This window comes from Novosphingobium sp. RL4, assembly GCF_035658495.1.
Classification (GTDB): domain Bacteria; phylum Pseudomonadota; class Alphaproteobacteria; order Sphingomonadales; family Sphingomonadaceae; genus Novosphingobium.
Genome location: NZ_CP141945.1, coordinates 840,974 through 861,766, shown reverse-complemented (window position 1 = coordinate 861,766; position 20,793 = coordinate 840,974). Strand labels below are relative to the sequence as shown.

The window sequence follows — 20,793 nt, the reverse complement described above, 5'->3', positions numbered from 1 at the left end:
AGCACGATTTTTCGTGGAAAACCGGCAGTCCGCGCGCGCGCGCGCGGGCTGCCGGTCCCGTTTCAGGAGACCTGGCGCCGCCGCGCGGCAAGCGCCGTGATCGCCGGAAGCACCAGCAGGGTCAGCACCGTGCAGGTGACGAGCCCGCCGATCACCACCGTGGCGAGCGGCCGCTGGACTTCCGCGCCGGTGCCGGTCGCCAGTGCCATCGGCACGAAGCCGAGGCTGGCCACCAGTGCGGTCATCAGCACCGGCCGAACGCGTTCCATGGCGCCGCCGACGATCGCCTCCTCGATCGGCTGGCCCTCGTCGCGCCGTTTGCGGATCGCGCTCATCATGACGAGCCCGTTGAGCACCGCCACGCCGGACAGCGCGATGAAGCCGACCGCCGCCGTGATCGAGAACGGTATGCCGCGCAGGAGCAGGGCGAAGACGCCGCCCGCCAGCGCCATCGGCACGGCGCTGAACACGATGGCCGCCGACCCGAACGTGCCGAGCGCCATGTAGAGCAGAGCGTAGATCGCGATGAAGCAGATCGGCACCACTATCAGCAGGCGCAGGCGCGCGGACTGAAGGCTCTCGAAGGTGCCGCCCCAGTCGGTGTACATCCCGGCAGGCAGGCTGAGCGCGTCGACCTTCTCCCGCGCTTCGGACACGAATCCGCCAAGGTCACGCCCGCGCACGTTGACCTGCACCACGACCATGCGCTTGCCGTTTTCGCGGCTGATCTGGTTCAGGCCCTGGGTATAGCTGAACCGCGCGACTTCGCGGAGCGGGATGGACCGGGCGATCTGTCCGCCGTCCGCCGGGAGCATGACGGGGATCGCGCCGAGCGTCTCGAGGTCGTCGCGCTGGGCGTCGGGCAGGCGCACGACCACTGCGAAGCGGCGATCCCCTTCGAACAATAGCCCCGCCTCGCGCCCGCCAAGCGCGGCGGCGACCGTGTTGGCCACTTCTTCCACCGACAGTCCGTGGCGCGCGGCGGCCTGCCGGTCGATCCTGACGTCGAAGGTGGGCGCGCCGGAAGTCTGTTCGGCGCTGACGTCGCCCGCGCCGGGTATCCGGCGCAGCACGGCGGCGATCCTGCCTGCCTGCCTGCTCATCTGCTCAAGATCGTCGCCATAGAGCTTCACCGCGACATCGGCGCGGACCCCGGCGATCAGTTCGTTGAAGCGCATCTGGATCGGCTGCTGGATTTCCGCCCGGTTTCCGATCAGCGGCTTCATCTTCTCCTCGATGCGCCGCAGGATATCCGCCTTGCTGCGGACTTCTGGCGGCCATTCGCTTTCAGGTTTGGGAATGACGTAAGTGTCCGAAGCGTTCGGCGGCATCGGGTCGGTGCCGAGGTCGGCATTGCCGTTCTTGGAGAATACCAGCGCCACTTCCGGCAGGGTCTTGAGCGTGTTCTCCAGATGGAGCTGCATCCGGGTGGACTGGTCGATCGAGGCGGACGGTACGCGGAAGTTGGTGACGGTGATGTCCTTCTCGTCGAGCTGCGGCATGAATTCCTCGCCGAGCATCCCGAATGCGAGGACGGCGGCCGCGAACACGCCCGCGCCGCCCAGAACGAAGGGCAGCGGCCGCGCCACCGCCTTCGCCAGCACCGGCGCGTATCTTTCCTTGAACCAGCGGATCGGCCTGACCTCGGTCTCGCTGACCTTGCCGGTGATCACCAGCGCGACCATGGCCGGGACGAAAGTGAGCGAGAGCACGAAAGCGCTGGCCAGTGCGATCATCAGCGTGATCGCCATGGGGGAGAAGGTCTTGCCCTCCACGCCCTGGAACGTCAGCAGGGGGACGAAAACCAGGAAGATGATGAGCTGGCCGTAGACCGTGGGCCGGATCATCTCGCGCGCGGCCAGCGTGGTTTCCTCCATGCGCTCAGGCCGGGTTAGCAGGCGGCCCTCGTGTTCCTGCCGTTCCGCAAGACGGCGCAGCGCGTTCTCGACGATGATGACCGCGCCGTCCACGATCAGCCCGAAGTCCAGCGCGCCAAGGCTCATGAGATTGCCCGAGACGCCCAGTCCGTTCATCCCCGATGCCGTCATCAGCATGGTGATCGGAATGACCGCCGCCGTGATCAGCGCCGCGCGGATGTTGCCCAGCAGCAGGAACAGCACGACGATGACCAGCAACGCGCCCTCGATCAGGTTCTTCTCGACCGTGGCGATCGTGGCGTCCACCAGCTTCGAACGGTTGTAGACCGGCTCCGCGAACACGTCGGGCGGCAGGGCCCGGTTGATCTGCACCAGCTTGTCCGCCGCGCTGGTGGCGACGACGCGGCTGTTCTCTCCCACCAGCATGAGCACGGTCGATATCACCGCCTCGGAGCCCATCCGGCTGCCGGAACCGGTGCGCACGGCCCCGCCGATCACGACTTGCCCGAGATCCCGGACGCGCACGGGTACGCCCGCCCGCGTGGCGACCACCGCGTCCTCGATCTCCTCGACCGATTTCAGCCGAGCATCGGCACGGACCAGGAAGCTCTCCCCGCCGCGCCGGACGTAGTTCGAGCCGGCCGAGAGGTTGGCCCGTTCAAGTGCGTCGGCCAGTTCGGTGATGGCGATGCCGTAGGAAGCCAGCGCGGCGAGATTGGGCTCGACGAGGTACTGCTTCACGTAGCCGCCGTTGGAATCGACACCGGCCACGCCGGGCACGTTGCGCATCTGGGGGCGGATGATCCAGTCCTGCACGGTGCGCAGGTAGGCGGCTTTCGCCAGTTCGGTGGTGAGCCGTTCGCCTTCGGGCGTGAGGTAGCTGCCGTCGGACTGCCAGCCGGCCTTGCCGTCAATGGTGGCGATGCCCTTGCCGTCGGGGTGGCGGAAGGCGACGGAGTAGAAGAAGATCTCGCCCAGCCCGGTGCTCAGCGGCGAGAGCGTAGGCTGCACGCCGGGCGGCAGGCTTTCCCGGGCCTGCGCCAGGCGCTCGGTCACTTGCTGGCGGGCGAAGTAGATGTCGGTATCGTCCGTGAAGACGGCGGTGACCTGGCTGAACCCGTTGCGCGATATTGAGCGCGTCATGTTCAGTCCGGGAATGCCGGAAAGCGCGGTCTCCACCGGGAAAGTCACCTGCTTTTCCATGTCCACGGGGCCGAGCGTGGGATTGAAGGTGCTGATCTGGACCTGCCGGTTGGTGACGTCGGGCACGGCGTCGATCGGCAGCTTCGCAAGCTGCCAGAGACCGAACCCGGCGACGAGCAGGGTCAGGAAGGCGACGAACCACCGTGCCCTGACCGAGAGTTCGAGGGTGCGGGCAATCATTCGCCTTCCTCCCCCTTTTCCAGCTCGGCCTTGAGCAGGAAGGCATTGCGCGTGGCGATCGGCGTTCCGGCTTTCAGGCCCGAGGCGATCGCCGCCAGTCCGCCGCTGCGGCCGCCGACCTGGACGGTCTGCGCCCGGAATCCCCGCTGCGTGCGCAGGAACACGACGGTCCGCTCGCCGATGGTCTGGACCGCGTCCTGCGGCACCATGACGCCGCCGCGCGCGGCGCCGACGCTGGCGAGGATACGGCACTGCACGAGTTGCCCCGGCACCAGCGCGGCGGTTCCCGGCAGGTCGATCACGATTGTGACGGCGCGGCTGCCTGGATCGACGACATTCGTCGCCGAACGCACGCGGCCTTGCAGCGCCGGACCCTCGCCCGCGGAAAGCTCAACGCGGTCGCCCGCGCGGATGCGGCCGGCATCGGCGGCCGGAACGCTCGCGGTCACTTGCAACCGGGCGGGATCGGCAACGCGGAACAATGCCGTTTCAGCCGCCACGAACTGCCCGAGGCTGGCCGAAGCCTGCGTCACCCGGCCCGTCACCGGGCTGACCACGAGCACCGAGCGGCCATCGCGGGAAATGCGTGCCGTGCCCGCCGCCGCGCTGGCGCGCCGGGCGTCGGCTTGCGCCACCGCGAGGTTGGCCTGAGCGGTTTCATAATCGGCGCGGGGGCTCACCCCCTGGCCAAGCAGCGTGCGTTCGCGGGCAAGCTGGCGGCCGGCGAGCGTGACGCGGGCAGCGGCCGCTGCCTGATCGGCGGCGATCGCGGAGGCATCGCGGCTCTCCACCAGCGCCAGCGTTTCGCCCGCGCGCACGGGATCGCCGATGCGCTTGAAGAGGTGTGTCACCGTGCCCGGCGCCCGCGCCGTCAGCACGGCTTCGGCATCGGGCGCGGCCTCGACGGTGGCCGCTGCGAGAATGGCGGCGTCCAGTTCTCCCACCGCTGCGGCGGCGACTTCGATCTGGGACAGCCTGATCCCTTCGGGCGATATTTCCACCACCCCTGCCGCGGCCGGTCCGGCGCCGTCTGCCGGTTCTGTCGATGCGCTTTCGGGCGAGGCGTTCCCCGGCGCTTCCTGCGTCAGGCGGGCGGCGCCGAAGCCTAGCGTCGCGGCCGCCACCAGCGCCGCAGCGGCGCCTGCGTAGAGACGATTCTTTTCGTTCATTGGACCGGTTCTCCGGTAATCGTGAGGCCCTTGAGGCGGGCAAGGCGGGCGCGGGCGTCGAGGCGGGCGGCTGCGGCGTCGAGGATGACGCCGCGCGCCACGCCAAGGCCGTGCCGGGCTGCGAGCAGTTCGATGAGGGGCGACTTGCCGGCTTCGTAGGCGAGGCGGGCCATGCGGTAGGTCTCTTCCGCAGTCTTCAGCGTCCGCTCGGCAGAAGCGGCCCGCGCGTCGGCGGCTTCGTTCAGGGCCATGGCCGCGGCAATTTCGGCCTTGATGTCGAGCAAAGCGGCGGAATCCCGCGCCTGCGCACCGCGCAGCTCCGCCTCGGCGGCATCGATATTGCCGCGATTGCGATCGAACAGCGGGATCGGCACGCTGAGGCCGGCCAGCAGGGCATTCGCCTTGTCCGCCTCCAGACGCCGCACGCCTACGGACAGGGTGACGTCGGGAGTGGCCTGTCGCCGTGCGGCGACAAGCCGGCGCTCGGCAGCCTCGCGCTCCGCCTTCGCGGCAAGATAGGGCGCGGTCTGAAGCGGATCGACCGGACCGTAGCCGCTCCTGGCCTCGAAGCGGGCAAGGAGCGGCTCTGCCAGCGCGGTGAACGAGACCTCCTGCCCCGACAGGGCCGAAAGCCGCGCATAGGCGCCCACGCGCTCGGCCTTCGCGGTGTCCAGCAGGGCGGCCATGGCATTGACCTCGGATTCGGCCTGAAGGCTCCGCAGACGGGCTTCCTTGCCCGCGTCCACCAGCGCCTGCGCGGCGTGCAGGTCCGACTGGGCTTCCTCCAGTTCGTCCTCGGCCAGTTCGATGCGGCGATCGGCGATTTCGGCGCCGGCATAGGCCAGCGCCAACTGGTAGGCATAAGTGATCCGCCCGTCGCGCGTGCGCGCCGTGGCCGCGTCCAGCCCGGCTTTTCCGGCGGCGATGCGCGCGGACCGCTTGCCGCCGATCTCGATGGCCTGATTGAGCTGGAGCGTGTTTTCCGCCCGGTCGAAGCCGGTGTAGGGCTGCCGTCCCGCGACGTTCTCGGTCATCACGCTGATGGTGGGATTGGGGCGCGCACCCGCCTGCCGGGCAAGGCCCTGCGCTCGCTCTACTTCGGCATCCAGTTCGATCTGGCGCGGGGCGTCACGGGTATCGCGGAAAAGCTGGGCGAACGGCGGGGCGGTTTGCGCAAGCGCGCTGGCATAGACCAGCCCGCTGCCCATGGCCGCAAGTCCCGACAGCACGCGGACGCGCCGTCGGCCGATGAAATCGGTCATTTCTGGGGTTCCTCTGAAGTCTGATGGTCACAGTACGCCGCGCGGGCGTGCCGGATTCAGCTTCGAGGGGGGCGCAGCAGGGCCTGGGGCGCTATGCCGGAAAGTGCGAAATCGCGGCCGACGAACCATGCCGCCGCCACGGCGAGAAGCGGAATCGCCAGTTCGATGTCCGGCACCAGGTCCGCAAGGCCGTGGATCATCGAATGGGTGATGTTGTGAAGGTCGTTTGCCGGGGAAGCCGGATCGCCGTCCATCCCCTTGGCTGAGGGACTGTCGTGCCGGTGCCCGTCTTCATGCCCGAAAAGCGCCGCGTCGGCCCCGAAATCGTCGTGATCGACAAGGGCGGAATGCCAGTTCGTTACCGTCAGCATGTTGGCCATCGCGAACAGCGCCAGCAGGGCGCCGAGAACGAGCAGCAAGCTCGTCGGTTTGGAACCCCGGCCATGAAGCACCCGCGCGGACATGTCCTTGCGCATAGCCCGGAACGGCGGAGGCGACAATCGCACGTTGTCCGATATCCTTGCGAAGCGAAAAGGGGGCGAGCCTTCAGCCTAGCCGGCTACAGTCATGCAATCTGCCGAATCTGCGCGCCCGGACGGCAGGAAACGCCGCCTGAGGGCGCGATCCGGCCGACCGGAGCCACGCCCGCTTGGGAGCATCCATCGCGGCGTCAGGAAAGGGCGATGGCGAAGGCGATGACATGAGCCAGGATCGCAAGGGCGCCGGCATAGAAGACGGGAGCGATCGGGCGGATATCGGTGTCGGTCATGGGCGTTCTCCAGTATCGGGCCGGAGGTTCCGGCGCCGTCGAAACCGGGAGATGGCAGGGGGCGACCGGCCGGCAACCGCTTTTACGTTACGGATCGGCACGAGCGGCGAACCGCCCGGAAATCGGCGATTTATCCGGTTCGCGAACCGTGGATCGGATCGGGATTTCACCGTAAACCGGACTTATGAGCGGGAAGCGAGCGGATCGGCGCCCTGTCAAAACCCGCGCTTCGGCGTTATTCCGCGGGCCATGCCCGATCCGCTTCCCAAGTCCGCGCTGCCCGCAAGTGTCGATATGAATACGCGCGTGCTGCTGCTGGGCAGTTTGCCGGGGGAGCGGTCTTTGCAGGCGGGCGAATATTACGCGCACCCGACCAATGCGTTCTGGTGGCTGATGGGTGAAGTGCTTGCCGAGCCCGGCTTGCGCGCCCGGCCTTATCCCGAGCGGCTGGACCTGTTGAAGGCGCATGGCATCGGGCTGTGGGATGTGATCGCAACCGCGCGGCGGCAGGGGAGTCTCGATACCGCGATACGCGATGCCACGGAGCGCGATCTTGCCGGGTTTGCTGGCCGCTTGCCGCATCTGCGGATGATCGGCTTCAACGGCGGCACCGCGGCCAGACGCGGGAGACGGCAATTGGCCCATCTCGATGCCGGCTGGGCGCTGGTGGATCTGCCTTCGTCCAGCGCCGCCTATGCGGCCCTGTCCCGCGCTGCAAAGCTCGACGTGTGGCGCGGAATCGCAGGCTATCTGGGGTAGCCGCCCCGTGCCTGCCCTGGCGAAGCCAGGAGGATCCGGGGCGGCTTTTCAGGCAGGCTTTTTAGAAGTCCATCCAGTCATCGGCGGTGGCGAGCGCTTTCAGCGGCTTTCGCGAGGCCATCGTCTGGATCGGCGCGCTGGCCGGGATGTTGGCCGAGCTGCTGACAGGCACGGGGCGGAGCGCCGGGCGCAGGCCCTGCGGTTCGTTGCCGATGCGGAACATCGCGGCGCGGTCCGACAGCGAGGTGACCTCGCTGTTGAGGTTGCGCGCCGCCGCGGAGGTCTCCTCGACCATCGCGGCGTTCTGCTGGGTGGCCTGGTCCATCGTGCCGATCGTGGCGCTGATCTGGGTGATCGTCGAGGACTGGGCCTGGTTGTCGCTGGCGATGTTGCTCAGCAGCGAGTGCACTTCGGTGACATCGCCCGAGATGTTCTGCAGGGCACCGTCCACGCGCTGGACCGCTTCCACGGCGGTGCCGATGTCGGTCTGGGTCGCGGTGAGCTGTTCGCGGGCGCGCTTGGCTTCCTCTTCCGAGCGCATGGCGAGCGCCGAGACGAGATCGGCCACGACCGCGAAACCGCGACCGGCATCGCCTGCGCGGCCCGCTTCTACAGCGGCGTTCATGGCAAGGACGCGGGTCTGGAAGGCGATCTTGTCGAGCCCCTCGATCACCGAATCGATGCCCTTGGCGCTTTCGCTGACGCGGCCCATGGCCTGCACCGCCTCGTCGGCGATGTCGCGGCCGGAACCGACCACGGTCATCGCCCCGTCGGCGCGCTGCACGGTGCGTCCGGCGGCGGCGGCGGTGGCGCGCAGGCGCTCGTCCATCTGGGTGATCGCGGCCGAAGTCTCTTCGAGGCTGGCGGCGTTGCTCTCGGTGCGGCGGGCGAGATCTTCGGATGCCTGGGCGATCTCGCTCGAGCCGGTGCGGATGGCGACGGCGCTTTCGGCGACGGCGCCGATGAGGTCGCGCAGGGCACCGAGGGCGGAGTTGAAGTTGCTCTTGAGTTCGCCGTAAGCGGGGGGGAACTCGGCGGAGATGGTCTGGGTGAGGTCGCCCTCGCTGATCGCCTGGAGGCTGCCGCGCAGGGTGGAGGTGACGACTTCCTGTTCGCGGGCGGCCTTGGCGTCGATCTCGGCGCGGGCCTCGGCGGCGGCGCGGAACTGCTCGACGGCGCCGGCGATCTCGCCGATCTCGTCATGGCGCTCGCGATAGGGAACATCGGCGCGCCCGCCTTCCGCCAGCGTCGTGGTGACATCCGCGATACGGCTCATCGGCGCGGCGACGGAGGCGTTCAGCACGAGCCAGATCAGCACGATGCCCGCGATGCCGACAAGCGCCAGTCCGCCTGACAGCCAGATGGCGAAATCTGCGGTCTCTGCGCCTTGCGCGGCCTGTTCCCGCGAACGCTCGCGGGACTCGTCCAGCAGCTTCTCGGTCAGGTCGATGATCTCGTGGGACGCGGTGCGGGATTCGGTCTTGAGCACGGTCATGGCGGCGGGAAGGTCGCCGGCCGCGCGCACCGCGAAGAGATGGTCGTTGGCCTTGTTGAGAGCCTCGACATTGGCGCTGAGGGCCGTGGCATCCTGCGTAAAGCTCTCGTCGGCGACCTGCTTGTACTCGTCCACAGCCTTGGCCAGTGCGGCCTTGGTCTTGTCGAGCCGCTCGCGGATATCGGCTTCTTCCTGCGGCGTGTTGACCGCGGCGTAGTAAGTATAGACGATGATCCGCATTTCCTTGACGTTGCTGATGACGTCAGCGAGCGCGGACATGCCGGCAATGCCGTGATCGACGTGGTTCTGCGCGATCGCATCGAGCTTGCGCGTCGAAACGAGTCCGTTGATGCCTACGGCGCCGAACAGCACCACGAGTAACCCGAAGGCGGCGAGCAGCTTTCTCGGAAGCCGCCAGTCGTTGAGAAATTCAAGCATGTAGAATCCATTTTGCGGGGAGCGGATGGAGCCGCGCTGGGCGTGCCTTGATCGTATTATAGGCGGCCGGTGCGCTTCCCGGCGCTCGCAGACGGCCATGCGCGGGCTTCCGCGCGGCGAATCGGCAGGAGCCGAAGATCGCCGCGGGCGGCCGGGCAGGGCATCGACGCGAGGCCATTGGCGGGCGCCTTGAAAACAATCGTTCCATTGATGGGCTGCGATGCGGCGCGACTTGTTGGCGCGCATCCGATAAAGTCACGAAAATCAGCCGTTCGATCTCTATTTTTGAGACGGTTTTATGACAGCCTGTCCCGTGAGTATTCGATACAAGCGTAACAAGGTTGACATACAGACGTTCTAGCCGACGCCCCGACATCATTGCTGGGGTTCGATCCATGTCCTTTCGCTTTTCACGTTCTTTCCGTTCCGCCGTACTGACCGGCAGTGCGCTTGGCGCCATGCTGGCGGCAGGTTCCGCGCAGGCAGCCGAAGCTGCCGTCGCTGCCGAAAGCGCGGCGGCGGAGGCCGGACCCGGGCTTTCCGACATCGTCGTCACCGCGCAGAAGCGTGAGACCAGCCTCCAGACCACGCCGATCTCGATCGCGGTGATGAACACGGAAGACTTGCGCAACCGCCACGTCGTTTCGCTGGAATCGCTGATGGACGGTTCGATCCCGAGCCTGCGCGTCGCGCCGATGTTCAGCCGTTCCTCGGCGCTCACGGTCGGCATGCGCGGTATCGGCACGATGGGCGACGCGAACCAGCCGAGCCGCGACCAGGGCGTGGGCGTCTATATCGACGGTGTGTTCCTTGGCCGCGCGCAGGGGCTGGGATCGGCGCTCTACGATGTCGAGCGGATCGAAGTGCTCAAGGGGCCGCAGGGCTCGCTGTTCGGGCGCAATACGGAAGGCGGCGCGATCAGCATCGTGACCAGGAAGCCGAGCGGCGAATGGGGCCTGCGCGCCACCGCCGGGATCGGCAATTACGGCGCCCGCGAGGCCAGCGCCCATCTGGACCTGCCCGCCGTGGCCAATATCTCGGTCAAGCTCGACGCGCTGATCACCAGGCGTGACGGCACGGTCGACAATCCGCTGGCCGGCGCGCACGATTTCAATGCCTACAACAAGCGCGGTCTCCACGCCGCGGCACTGTGGCAGCCGAGCAGCAGCTTCAGTGCGCTCTACAGCTTCGACATTTCTCAGGACCGGACGACGCCTTATTACGTCCAGCTCCTTTCGGGCGGTTCCTATGCCCGCGCGCCGCTGATCCAGCTTCAGCCGGATCGCGCGTCAGAGGCGAACATCGGCGTGCCGCAGGCCTGGAGCACGGGCAAGACCCATGGCCACATGGTGACGCTCGACTGGAACCTTTCCGAGGCCATCGAGGTCAAGTCGATCAGTTCCTATCGCGAGCTGACCCAGACCCAGCTCGACAACGGCATGACCAACATCACGGTCTTCGCGCCCAACGCCAATTTCAGCCGCTACAGCCTCGCGAATGTCTGGCAGCGCCAGTACAGCCAGGAAGTGCAGGTCATCGGCACGCTGCCCGAAGTCGATTTCGTGGCGGGCGGCTTCTACTATCACGAGTACGTCCGGGACGACGCCTGGACGCCGAACACCAACAAGTGGAACGCCGACGGCACCGGTTATACCGTTCTGCCCGATCCCGTGGCGTCGAGCGCGTTCCCGGACCGCGCCAGCCGTGCAGATACCGACAGCATCGGCGTGTTCGGGCAGGCGACCTGGAGCCCGCATTTCCTGAACGACAAGGCGCACCTGATGCTGGGCGGGCGCTATACGCATGACAAGAAGTCGGGCTCGCTCGACAAGGTCAACGGCGTTGCCACCGCCTACCTGCTCGACGAGAGCTGGGACCGGTTCGATCCGACCATCAACCTCGCCTACGATCTTGCCGACGACATCCACGTCTATGGAAAGTGGAGCACCGGCTACAAGGCGGGAGGCGCCAATTCGCGCTCTCTGACCTATCGCGCGTTCAAGCCGGAAAGCGTTTCCAGTTTCGAAGTGGGCGCCAAGACCGAATTCCTCGATCGCCACGTTCGGCTTAACCTTGCGGCGTGGACGGCGGCCTACAAGGATGTGCAGATCGACTTCTACGCCCCGGTCGCCAGCAGCAACCGCACGACCACCGAGACCACCAATGCCGAAGGGCAAGGCCGTTCGAAGGGTGTGGAGGCGGAACTGACCGTCATGCCGATGACGGGGCTGACGCTCTCGGGCAGCTATACTTATACCGACATGCGTTTGCCGGAAGCGCCGAACCCCTTCGTTACCGGGAATCCGCTGATGGCGGTCTATCCGGTGTTCACCCCGAAACATGCGGCGAGCGGCGCGTTCGATTATCAAACCGAACTGGGCGACGCGACGCTGCGCTTCCACCTCGATGCGAACTATTCGTCGAAGCAGTATGCGCAGGTCAACGATCCCACCCGCAGCCAGAGCGCCTTCCTTGTCAACGGCCGGGTGGCGCTGAGCGAGATCGAGATGCCGGGCATCGGCGCGAAGATGGAACTGTCGGTCTGGTCGCGCAACCTGTTCAACAAGGCCTATACCTACCTGCGCAGCTACAGCTCGGCGATCGGCCAGTACGGCATCTACAACGAGCCGCGCACTTACGGCATTTCGAGCACCGTGCAGTTCTGATCGGGCGGGAAGGGAAATGGACATGAAAATCCGCCGGATCGCCGTTTTCGGCGCATCGATGCTCGCGCTTTGCACGCCGGCGCTGGTCGCCTGGCGCGCGGAGGCGCAGGCTCCCACCGCCTCGGCCGGTTCGCAGGCTCCCGGACACCAGCGGTTGCTGCCGCTGGAAGGCGGGCGCAATTTCCGCGACCTCGGCGGCTATCGTACTGCCGACGGCCGCACGGTGAAGTGGGGCATGCTGTTCCGCTCCGGCTCGATGGCAGGGCTGACCGCAAGCGATCTCGCCTCGCTTGACGCGCGGGGGCTGCGCGTGGTCTGCGATTTTCGCGACCATGCCGAGCGCGCGGCCGAGCCCGCGCCCTGGGGCGCCGATGCCGCCTCCGGGCCGACCGTGTTCGCTGACGATTACGACGGCATGGCCATTGGCCTGATGCCGAAGGACATGGCCCGAATGACGCCGGAATCGGCCCGCGCGATGATGACCGCGAGCTATCCGACGATGCTTCGCACTTTCGCGCCCCAGTACAAGCGCATGTTCGCGCAGCTTCTGGCGGGCCATGCCCCGCTGGCGTTCAACTGTTCGGCAGGCAAGGACCGCACGGGCGTTGCCGCCGCGCTGCTGCTCACCGCGCTGGGCGTCCCGCGCGAGACGGTGATCGAGGACTACCTGCTCACCAATCGCTATCTCCCGGCCGCGCTTGCCGCCTCGGCCGGAAAGGGCGGCGCGCTGGACGGCCAGCCCTGGTCGCGCCTGCCGCCCGAAGTGCTGGGCGCCTTCATGAAGGCCGACCGTGCCTATATCGAGGCGGCGTTCGGCGCGCTCGATGCCCATCGCGGCGGGGCCGAGGGTTATCTTGCCGACGAGATGGGGCTTGGCCCGGCGCAGATCGAAAGGCTGCGCGCGCTCTACCTGGACCGAGCCTGAGCCCGAGGCGGGTATTGGAGCCTGCGCCGGAGGCGGTGCCCGAAGATTGTCTTTCGGGACTCGCGATCTATGAGGGGCTCATGTCCCGGCGCAGGTTGAAAGTCTTCTTCGATGGCGGTTGCCGCCCCAATCCCGGCCCGATCGAGGTGGCCGTGGTGATGCGCGGCACCGCGCACCTGTTCACCGATCTCGGGCAGGGCGGCAATGAGGATGCCGAATGGCTCGCGCTGATCCGCGCGCTGGAACTGGCGCAGGCTTCGGGTGAGGCGGAGATAGAGCTGATCGGGGATTCGCGGGAAGTGGTGCGGCGGGCCGATGCGGTTCTCAGGACCGGGCAGGCCGATGGTGCACATGCCGCCGCATTCCGGGCGCTGGTGGCCAAGGGCGCGCCGGCCAGGGTCCGCTGGATCAGGCGCGGGCAAAATCTCGCCGGGATCGCGCTTGCCGCGCGGCATCCGCGATAGGGCGCTCCGGCAGGCGCAATTCGGAGGGCATTGCACAGGTTGTCTCCTGTCCCTAGGCGGCGTTCGCGCGTCTTACCCGGTGCTGACGACTTGCCGCCGGTAAGGAGGGGCGCTGGTAAGGAGACCGCCGTGCGGGTGCAGGCACGCAATGACATCGGAGAATTCGACCGGCGCTGGCGGCGTGTCCTGATGTCGTTCTTTTCGCGCCGTATCGGGGATCGCGCGGAAGCCGAGGACCTCACGCAGGAGGTTTTCGAGCGGATGCTGCGGCACGATTCCGGCGTCGACCACCCCGACGCCTTCGTGTTCCAGATCGCCGTGAACCTGCTGGCCGACCGGCACCGACGCTACCGCGTGCGCGAGCGTTATCGCCATTTCGTGGAAGCGGAGGAGCGCCGCGACGTCGAGTTTGTCGATCCCCATGCGATCGCGAGCGGACGGCAGGGGGTGGAGCAACTGGTCCGCGCGCTGGAGGCGCTGCCGGAGCGCACACGGACGATGTTCGTGCTCTACAAGTTCGAGCAGCTCAGCCAGGACACCATCGCCGAGCGCTACGGCATCTCGAAAAGCGCGGTCAAGCAGCAGATCGCCAAGGCCATGGCCTTGCTCGCCTCCCGGATGGGAGACGTAAAATGAAGGATTCCGTCATCACCGATACCGTCGATCCGCGCGCCGAAGAGGCCGCGTCCTGGTATCTTTCCCTCACTGACGGCTCGATGAGCGAGGCCGACCAGGCGCAGTTCGACGATTGGCTGGCGGTGCCGGACAATGCCGATGCCTTCGCCGACATGGCGCGGATGTCGCGCGCGCTGGACGGTCTGGGCGAAGAGCCCGACATCATCAGCCTGCGCACTGCCGCGCTTTGCGACTACGAGGACCGCACCGACAGCGGGCGGCGGCGCGGCGAAGTGCGCAAGTCGCTGTTCGCGGTCGCGCTGGCGGCCTCGCTGCTGCTGGCCTTCCTCGGCGTCCTGTCGGTGTGGGGCGATCATTCGCAGCGCTATGCCACCAGCATCGGGGAGCGGCGCACGGTCCTGCTCGACGACGGATCGCAGCTTGCCCTCGACGGCGATTCCACCGTGGACGTGGATCTGGGGCATTACCGGCGTTCGCTCGTGCTGGTGCGGGGGCGCGCGCGGTTCAACGTTGCCAAGGACCCGCTGCGGCCCTTCACCGTGACGGCGGGCAACCGCATCGTCGTGGCCACCGGCACGTCGTTCTCCGTCGAACTGCTGGGCAGGGACGTTCACGTCCAGCTCTTCGAGGGGCACGTGGCCGTCGTCAATCGCACCGCGGGGCGCGGCATGGCGCCAAGCGAGCAGTTCCGGCCGCGCCGCCTTGCGTCCGAACCGCAGCTCACGCCCGGCAACGAGATGGTTGCACTGGCGCAGGGTGTCGAGGCTCCGCGCGTTGCGCCGTTCCAGATCGGCGCGGGGCAGGCGTGGCAGGACGGCGAACTGGTCTTCGAGAACACGACGCTGGCCAGCGCGGTGGAACGCGTGAACCGCTATTCGCGCCAGCCGATCGCGCTGGCCGATGCGCAGACCGGGGCGATCGTCGTCAACGGGGTGTTCCGGGCGGGCGATGCGCGCGCGTTCCTTGACGGCGTCACCGCGCTCTATCCGATCGAGGTCAGCGCCGAGGGCGACGGCTGGAAGATCGAGCGGCGCTGAAAAGGCAGGATCGGGGAAGGAAAAAGCGGCGCCTGACGCCCGGGACTGAAAAAAGTTTCCGGGACGGCGCTGTCCCTCCGGCGGCACCGCGCGTCTCACCCTGCGGCAACAATCAATCAAACAGGGGTCGCAAAACATGGGGAAATTTCTTGCTGCATCCCGCTGGGGTGCGGGCAGCGCCGTTGCAGCGGTATTGATGGCGCAGGCGGTTCCGGCCTTTGCCGAGGAACAGCGCTTCGATCTCGACATTCCGTCGCAGAGCCTGGGCAGCGCCCTGCGCAGCTTCGCTTCGGCGGCGCGGCAGCAGGTCATCTTTGACGGCGCTTCGGTGGCGAACCGCACGGTGCCTGCACTCAAGGGCAGCTTCACCGCCCGCGCCGCGCTGGGCCAGCTGCTGCGCGGCACCGGGCTGACGGCGGAGCAGGGCGCGTCGGGCGTCTTCGTGGTCCGCCGTGCTCCAGTGTCTCCAGTACCGGCTTCGCAGGCGCAGCCGGCGGCCGATACCGGAGGCGACGAACCTGAAATGACCGAACTGGTCGTGACCGGCTCGCGCATCCGGCGCACCGAGTTCGATTCCCCGATCCCCGTGGTGGCGCTCCAGAAGGAGGACATCTCCGAGCACGGCTACCGCGACCTTGCCGAAGCCCTGCAGGACATTCCCGGCGTGGATCAGGGCCTCAACCTTTCGGCAGGCCAGACCTCGACGCAGACCAACGGCCTTTCGACCGTCAGCCTGCGCGGCCTCGGCCAGAACCGCACGCTTACGCTGATCGACGGTCATCGCACCGTGTCCAACGTCGGCAATTCGAACGCGGTGAGCCTCAGCACGATCCCGACCTTTCTGGTGGACCGGATCGATGTCAGCACGGGCGGTGCTTCGGCCGTCTACGGGTCCGACGCGATCGCCGGTGTCGTCAACATCATGACCGACAACAACCTGATCGGGATCAAGGGAAGGGCAGCGGGCACCGCCACGAACGACGGCGGCGGCGACGGCACGGAATACTCGCTCGCCGCAGGCGGCAAGTTCCTTGACGACCGGCTTTATCTGATGGCCACCGGGACTTACGAGAAGCAGTACGCCCTCAGCGCGAGGGATCGCGACTGGGCGCTGGAATCGGTCAGCTACGATGCCACCAGCAACACGGTCTCCTCGCCCGCGCTCAGCAGCTACACGCCGGGCGGACGCTTCCTCAGCAGCCGCGGCGCCTATTATTATGACGAGAACGGCCTTCAGTCGGGCTTCGTGACGGCCGAGAACGGCTACGATTCCCGCACCAACGGCACGCTCATCGTCCCGCGCGAGAGCATCAGCGCGGCCGGCAAGATCGGCTACGAATTCAGCGACAGCCTGAAGTTCAAGGCGACGGTGCTCTATTCGCGGATCACCACCAATTCGCTTCGCGAACCCTATTACCTGTCCAACTCGTCCAGCTACGGCGTCAACGACGAGTTCACGCTGGGCCGTCTGTCCCGCACCAATCCGTTCGTGCCGGACGTGATCGCCGCCGCCTCGACCAGTTCCGGGATCGATTTCCGCCGCCGCCTTACCGAGGTGGGCCAGATGGCGATCGACAACAAGCGCGAGACCTGGCGGACCTGGGCCGGGTTCGAGGGCACCGTCTTCGGCAACTGGAACTGGGACGTGACTTACGGCTTCGGCCGCTTCGAACAGAACCAGACCCGGACCAACGGCGTCAATTACCAGCACGTCCAGTACGCCCTCAACGCGACCCGGCTGAGCGACGGTTCGATCGTCTGCGCCGACGAGGCCGCACGGGCGGACGGCTGCGTGCCGCTCAACATGTTCGGCATCGGCTCGATCAGCGATGCCGCCGCCGACTATATTCGCGGCAATGTCTGGTATCAGTCGATCAACAGCCAGCACACGCTCAGCGGCAACCTCACGGGCACGCTGTTCGAACTGCCCGCCGGTCCGGTCCAGATCGCCACCGGCTTCGAGCTGCGCCGCGACCATACCGAGACCCATACCGACGAACTGACCGCGAGCGGCTACAGCAACTTCGCCTATATCCCTGAATATGCGGGAACGGTGAAGGTCGGCGAAGCCTATGCCGAGGCGAATGTGCCGCTGCTGCGCGACATTCCGCTGATCTATCGCCTCAGCCTCGACGGGGCGGTGCGCGTGGCGCGCTACAACCTCTCCGGGGTCGGCACCACGCTGAGCTACCGGGCAGGCGCGCAGTGGGAACCGGTTCGCGGCATGAACCTGCGCTCCACGTTCAGCCGCGCCCAGCGCGCGCCGGACACGACGGAGCTCTATTCGCCGCCGCGTGACGATTACGACACCGTGGTCGATATCTGCAGCGGCGTTACCGCCGCCACCGCAGGAACGGTTGCCGACAACTGCCGCAGCAACGCCGGGATTGCCGCAGCCATCGCGGCGGACGGCGTGTTCAGGCAGGACAGCACCAGCGTGAACGCCCCCAATGCGGGCAATGCCGATCTCAAGGAAGAGACCGCCTATACCTTCACCGCCGGCGTGGTGGTGAACCCCGGCTTCCTTCCCGGTTTCCAGGCCAGCGTGGACTATTACGACATCCGGGTGAAGGATGCGATTTCGGCGCTGTCGAACACCAACCAGATGCTCGAATGCTATTCGGATGCGGAAGGCTACGGCAACCGCTTCTGCGATGCGATTACCCGCGATGCCGAGGGCCAGATCACCCGCCTGGTGAACCAGCAGGAGAACCTCGACGAACTGCGCGCCCGCGGCATCGATGTGGCGGTGGCGTACCAGTTCCGCCCGGAAGTCATCCCCGGCAACATCCAGTTCTCGCTCAACTACAACCACCGGCTGGAACTGGGCACCAAGTACCAGGGCATCGCCAGCCAGTCCTCGGAAAACTGGCTGGGCGAAGTCGGCACCTCGAAGGACAGCGCCAAGGCCAGCCTCGCCTGGAACTCCAAGCGCTTCATGCTGAAGTGGACCACGGTCTACATCGGCAAGGCCGTGGACAGCAACGAGGCGGCGGCCAGCTTCGCGGCGGCAGGGATCACCGATCCGCTGTTCCTCAACGTGCCGGCCTACTGGCGCCATGACCTGAGCTTCCGCATCACGCCGCCGCTGGCCAACCCGAACCTGCGGATCTTCGGCTCGGTCCGCAACGTGTTCAACAAGTACGGACCGTTCCTTCCGGACGGCACCGAAAGCGGCAGCCAGTACAACTACAACTCGGTCTATGGCGTGACCGGCCGTTCCTTCACGCTCGGAGCCCAGTTCCAGTTCTGAGCCCGGCGCGGGGGAGGGGCGGTTTCTCTCCCCCCGTACATTTTCAAAGTCCATCCCCCTCCCGGCGGTGCCTGCGTGCCGCCGGGCCTTTTTGACGCGAGATGCCCATGGTCGCCGCTTCCCGAATGTTCCGTTCTCTGCTCCTGGCCGCTGCGCTGGCGCCTGCCCTGCCCGCCGTTCCGGCCTTCGCCGGAGAGGATGCCGCCGTGCGCGCGCGCGCCACGATGGGGGCGGTGGACCTGCTGAGTATCGCGCGGGCAGGCAGTTCGCTTCCCGCGAACGACGGTTCCTCGATCCTCTACCGGGTGTCGCAGGCGGACTGGAAGAAGAACCACGCGGTGACGGAGCTGTGGAGCGTCGATACCGCGTCGGGCAAGCCGCGCCGGATGCTGGCGGACGGCGGAACCGATGCCGCCTGGTCGCCCGATGGGCGCACGATCGCGTTTGTGGACCGCCGGGACGAGGACAAGGCGAGCCAGATCTACCTGCTTCCCGCTGATGGCGGCGAAGCGCGCAAGCTGACCACGCTGCGCACCGCCCCTGCCGATCTGGTCTGGTCGGGCGACGGCAAGTCGATCTATTTCCTGGCGAACCTTCCCGACGGCAAGGAACTGGCGGCGCGCAAGAAGGAGCGCGACGACATGGTCGCCTTCGAATCCCCCGGCGCCCGCCGCGCATTGTGGAAGGCCGATCTCGCCACCGGCAAGGCCGAGAAGATCGTCTCCGGAGACTTCGAGGTGCGCGGCTTCGATATTTCCGCCGATGGCGGCGTCCTGCTCTACCGGCGCGCCACTTCGCGGCTGCTCGACGATCAGGCCGCCTCGGAACTGTGGGTCCGCGTGAACGGCGATAAGGGTAACGGCGCGGATCGCCGGTTGACCGACAACGATTACCAGGAAATGGGCGCGCGCCTTGCGCCCGACGGACGCTCCGCGCTGTTCCGCGCCAATGCGCGCGACGGGCATTACGGTACGTTCAACGCCAATCTTTTCGTGGTGGACCTCGCCACCGGGAAAATCCGCGAACTCGCCGACGGTCCGCCCTGGGCGATCGAGGAGGCGCTGTGGTCCGCCGACAGCCGCTCGATCTACTTCACCGCGCAGGAAGGCGTGCGCACCGGGCTCTACGCGGTGCCGGCCGCCGGTGGCCGCTGGCGCAAGGTGGCGGGCGGGGACAGCGTGATCTCCTCCATCGCGCTTTCCCGCGACGGGCGGATGCTGACTTATACCGAACGCAGCGCGCTCCAGCCCGAGGAAGTGCTGCGGCTGGACCCGCGCAGCCCGCGCCCGCTTCGCGTCACGCACCTCAACGACGGCATCGCCGAGCGCTACCGCCTGCCGCGGCAGGAAGCGATCCACTGGACCGCGCCGGACGGACAGGCACTGGAAGGACTGGTGACCTACCCGCTCGACTATGTGCCCGGCCATGCCTATCCCACGATCGTGCAGAGCCACGGCGGTCCGCGCTCTGCGGACCAGTTCAACGTCTTCGCCTATGGCCGTTTCCTGCCGCTGCTGGCGGCGCGCGGGGTGCTCGTGCTCAGCGTCAACTATCGCGGCGGCACCGGCTACGGCGACACGTTCCTCCAGGGCATGAATGCGGGTTACTTCCGCCATGCCGACAAGGACGTGCTGTCCGGCGTCGACGAACTCGTGCGGCGCGGCATGGCCGATCCCGACCGGCTCGGCATGATGGGCTGGAGCGCGGGCGGCCACATGACCGCCCGGCTGGAGACGGTCACCGACCGTTTCAAGGCGGCGGTAGTCGGCGCGGGCGCGGTGGACTGGCCCTCGATGTATCTCGGCTCGGACTCGCGCTGGCAGCGCAAGGAGTGGTTCGTGACGCCGCCTTACGGCACAACCGCCCGGCGCGATCTCTATCAGGACTATTCGCCGCTCGCCGCCGTCGACAAGGTGACGACGCCCACGCTGATCCTGGCCGGTGCGCAGGACGAACGCGTGCCCTCGGCGCAATCGGTGATGTATTACCGCGCGCTCTCGGCGCTCGGGGTGGATACCGCGCTCTACCTTGCCCCGCGTGAGCCGCACAACTTCCGCGAACTGCGCCACCGCCTGTTCCAGATCAACGTGCAGATGGACTGGTTCTCCGCCCGCGTGTTCGGCGGGACTTACGAGGCGGAAAAGGCCCCGGCTTCCGGCAAGGGCGAAGATGCGGCCGAAACGGATGCCGCATTCACGGGCGCGCCGGCCGAGTGATCGGCTTCAGGCGGCGCGCCGGTCGAACGCCTGGCGCGCCGCTTCGACTTCGTCGAAATTATCCACGGTCCAGCGGTACAGCGTCTTGAACGGCGCGTGGAGCGAGCGGCCGAGCCCGGTGATCTCGTACTCCACACCCACCGGCGATGTCGGGATCACCCGGCGCGAAAGCAGGCCGTTGCGCTCCAGCTTGCGCAGGCACTGGGTGAGCGCTTTCTGCGTCACGCCTTCAAGATGGCGCTTGATGGAATTGAAACGCATCGGGCCCGGGTCCAGCACGGTGAGGACCATCATCGACCACTTGTCGGCGATCTGGTCGAACAGCAGGCGGCTCGGGCAGTTGATGTCGAAGTGCTGGCATTCGGGCAAGCGGTATCCTCCAGTATACCTAGGCTATCAAAGGTGCCTCATTGACGCTAGGTTTCCAGATTATACCTAATGGCC

The 20,793-nt window shown here is 67.1% G+C and carries 14 protein-coding genes; 8 read left to right on the top strand and 6 right to left on the bottom strand.

The genetic code is table 11. The features are described 5' to 3' along the window. Positions 1 to 62 precede the first annotated feature (62 nt). From U9J33_RS20955 to U9J33_RS20940, 4 genes are read right to left on the bottom strand one after another with little or no spacing between them, the layout of a single operon-like run. Positions 63 to 3,260, bottom strand: coding sequence for a CusA/CzcA family heavy metal efflux RND transporter (locus U9J33_RS20955; RefSeq protein ID WP_324699889.1), 3,198 nt, complete (start codon positions 3,258 to 3,260; stop codon positions 63 to 65). Beyond that, positions 3,257 to 4,429 (bottom strand): efflux RND transporter periplasmic adaptor subunit, encoded by a 1,173-nt coding sequence (locus U9J33_RS20950; protein ID WP_324699887.1) that lies wholly within the window; start codon positions 4,427 to 4,429, stop codon positions 3,257 to 3,259. Before U9J33_RS20950 ends, U9J33_RS20955 begins: the two co-directional genes overlap by 4 nt. Further along, complete coding sequence (locus U9J33_RS20945) at positions 4,426 to 5,691, bottom strand: TolC family protein (protein WP_324699886.1); 1,266 nt, start codon at positions 5,689 to 5,691, stop codon at positions 4,426 to 4,428. Before U9J33_RS20945 ends, U9J33_RS20950 begins: the two co-directional genes overlap by 4 nt. Before the next feature lie 56 nt (positions 5,692 to 5,747). Next, positions 5,748 to 6,155, bottom strand: a complete 408-nt coding sequence (locus U9J33_RS20940) for a hypothetical protein (RefSeq protein WP_324699885.1) — start codon at positions 6,153 to 6,155, stop codon at positions 5,748 to 5,750. 356 nt (positions 6,156 to 6,511) lie between these two features. On the opposite strand from U9J33_RS20940, the gene U9J33_RS20935 reads away from it, so the two are divergent. Next, positions 6,512 to 7,219 carry a DNA-deoxyinosine glycosylase gene (locus tag U9J33_RS20935; RefSeq protein WP_324699884.1) on the top strand — a complete coding sequence of 236 codons (708 nt, stop codon included), beginning with the start codon at positions 6,512 to 6,514 and terminating at the stop codon, positions 7,217 to 7,219. Positions 7,220 to 7,280: 61 nt separating this feature from the next. Here the strand turns inward: U9J33_RS20935 and U9J33_RS20930 are convergent, their stop codons facing one another. Beyond that, on the bottom strand, positions 7,281 to 9,152 hold the full coding sequence (locus U9J33_RS20930; protein ID WP_324699883.1) for a methyl-accepting chemotaxis protein: 1,872 nt from the start codon (positions 9,150 to 9,152) through the stop codon (positions 7,281 to 7,283). Positions 9,153 to 9,547: 395 nt separating this feature from the next. Here U9J33_RS20930 and U9J33_RS20925 point away from each other — a divergent pair, with 395 nt between their 5' ends. The 7 genes from U9J33_RS20925 to U9J33_RS20895 all read left to right on the top strand — a co-directional run bounded on the left by U9J33_RS20925 (position 9,548) and on the right by U9J33_RS20895 (position 20,349). After that, the gene (locus tag U9J33_RS20925; RefSeq protein WP_324699882.1) at positions 9,548 to 11,818 is read left to right on the top strand and encodes a TonB-dependent receptor; all 2,271 of its coding nucleotides are present in this window, start codon (positions 9,548 to 9,550) and stop codon (positions 11,816 to 11,818) included. Between the two features lie 16 nt (positions 11,819 to 11,834). Further along, positions 11,835 to 12,743, top strand: coding sequence for a tyrosine-protein phosphatase (locus tag U9J33_RS20920; RefSeq protein WP_324699881.1), 909 nt, complete (start codon positions 11,835 to 11,837; stop codon positions 12,741 to 12,743). Between the two features lie 80 nt (positions 12,744 to 12,823). After that, positions 12,824 to 13,207: a ribonuclease HI gene (locus U9J33_RS20915; RefSeq protein WP_185999103.1), complete on the top strand. Its 384-nt coding sequence runs from the start codon at positions 12,824 to 12,826 to the stop codon at positions 13,205 to 13,207. Positions 13,208 to 13,336: 129 nt separating this feature from the next. Then, positions 13,337 to 13,843, top strand: coding sequence for an RNA polymerase sigma factor (locus U9J33_RS20910; protein WP_292636631.1), 507 nt, complete (start codon positions 13,337 to 13,339; stop codon positions 13,841 to 13,843). Next, entirely contained in the window at positions 13,840 to 14,880 is a 1,041-nt protein-coding gene (locus U9J33_RS20905) for a FecR family protein (protein WP_185999102.1), read from the top strand. Before U9J33_RS20910 ends, U9J33_RS20905 begins: the two co-directional genes overlap by 4 nt. Before the next feature lie 136 nt (positions 14,881 to 15,016). Next, on the top strand, positions 15,017 to 18,133 hold the full coding sequence (locus U9J33_RS20900) for a TonB-dependent receptor (protein ID WP_324699880.1): 3,117 nt from the start codon (positions 15,017 to 15,019) through the stop codon (positions 18,131 to 18,133). 125 nt (positions 18,134 to 18,258) lie between these two features. After that, positions 18,259 to 20,349 (top strand): S9 family peptidase, encoded by a 2,091-nt coding sequence (locus U9J33_RS20895; protein ID WP_324699879.1) that lies wholly within the window; start codon positions 18,259 to 18,261, stop codon positions 20,347 to 20,349. Between the two features lie 6 nt (positions 20,350 to 20,355). On the opposite strand, the gene U9J33_RS20890 is transcribed toward U9J33_RS20895, so the two are convergent. Next, positions 20,356 to 20,718 carry a winged helix-turn-helix transcriptional regulator gene (locus U9J33_RS20890; RefSeq protein WP_132469677.1) on the bottom strand — a complete coding sequence of 121 codons (363 nt, stop codon included), beginning with the start codon at positions 20,716 to 20,718 and terminating at the stop codon, positions 20,356 to 20,358. Positions 20,719 to 20,793 lie beyond the last annotated feature (75 nt).

Excerpts from the sequence above, each read along its gene's own strand:
- U9J33_RS20935 (WP_324699884.1), top strand. The coding sequence starts at position 6,512 with ATGGCAGGGGGCGACCGGCCGGCAACCGCTTTTACGTTACGGATCGGC.
- U9J33_RS20905 (WP_185999102.1), top strand. The coding sequence starts at position 13,840 with ATGAAGGATTCCGTCATCACCGATACCGTCGATCCGCGCGCCGAAGAG.
- U9J33_RS20930 (WP_324699883.1), bottom strand. The coding sequence starts at position 9,152 with ATGCTTGAATTTCTCAACGACTGGCGGCTTCCGAGAAAGCTGCTCGCC.
- U9J33_RS20940 (WP_324699885.1), bottom strand. The coding sequence starts at position 6,155 with ATGTCCGCGCGGGTGCTTCATGGCCGGGGTTCCAAACCGACGAGCTTG.
- U9J33_RS20900 (WP_324699880.1), top strand. The coding sequence starts at position 15,017 with ATGGGGAAATTTCTTGCTGCATCCCGCTGGGGTGCGGGCAGCGCCGTT.
- U9J33_RS20950 (WP_324699887.1), bottom strand. The coding sequence starts at position 4,429 with ATGAACGAAAAGAATCGTCTCTACGCAGGCGCCGCTGCGGCGCTGGTG.
- U9J33_RS20915 (WP_185999103.1), top strand. The coding sequence starts at position 12,824 with ATGTCCCGGCGCAGGTTGAAAGTCTTCTTCGATGGCGGTTGCCGCCCC.
- U9J33_RS20945 (WP_324699886.1), bottom strand. The coding sequence starts at position 5,691 with ATGACCGATTTCATCGGCCGACGGCGCGTCCGCGTGCTGTCGGGACTT.
- U9J33_RS20955 (WP_324699889.1), bottom strand. The coding sequence starts at position 3,260 with ATGATTGCCCGCACCCTCGAACTCTCGGTCAGGGCACGGTGGTTCGTC.
- U9J33_RS20925 (WP_324699882.1), top strand. The coding sequence starts at position 9,548 with ATGTCCTTTCGCTTTTCACGTTCTTTCCGTTCCGCCGTACTGACCGGC.
- U9J33_RS20920 (WP_324699881.1), top strand. The coding sequence starts at position 11,835 with ATGGACATGAAAATCCGCCGGATCGCCGTTTTCGGCGCATCGATGCTC.
- U9J33_RS20895 (WP_324699879.1), top strand. The coding sequence starts at position 18,259 with ATGTTCCGTTCTCTGCTCCTGGCCGCTGCGCTGGCGCCTGCCCTGCCC.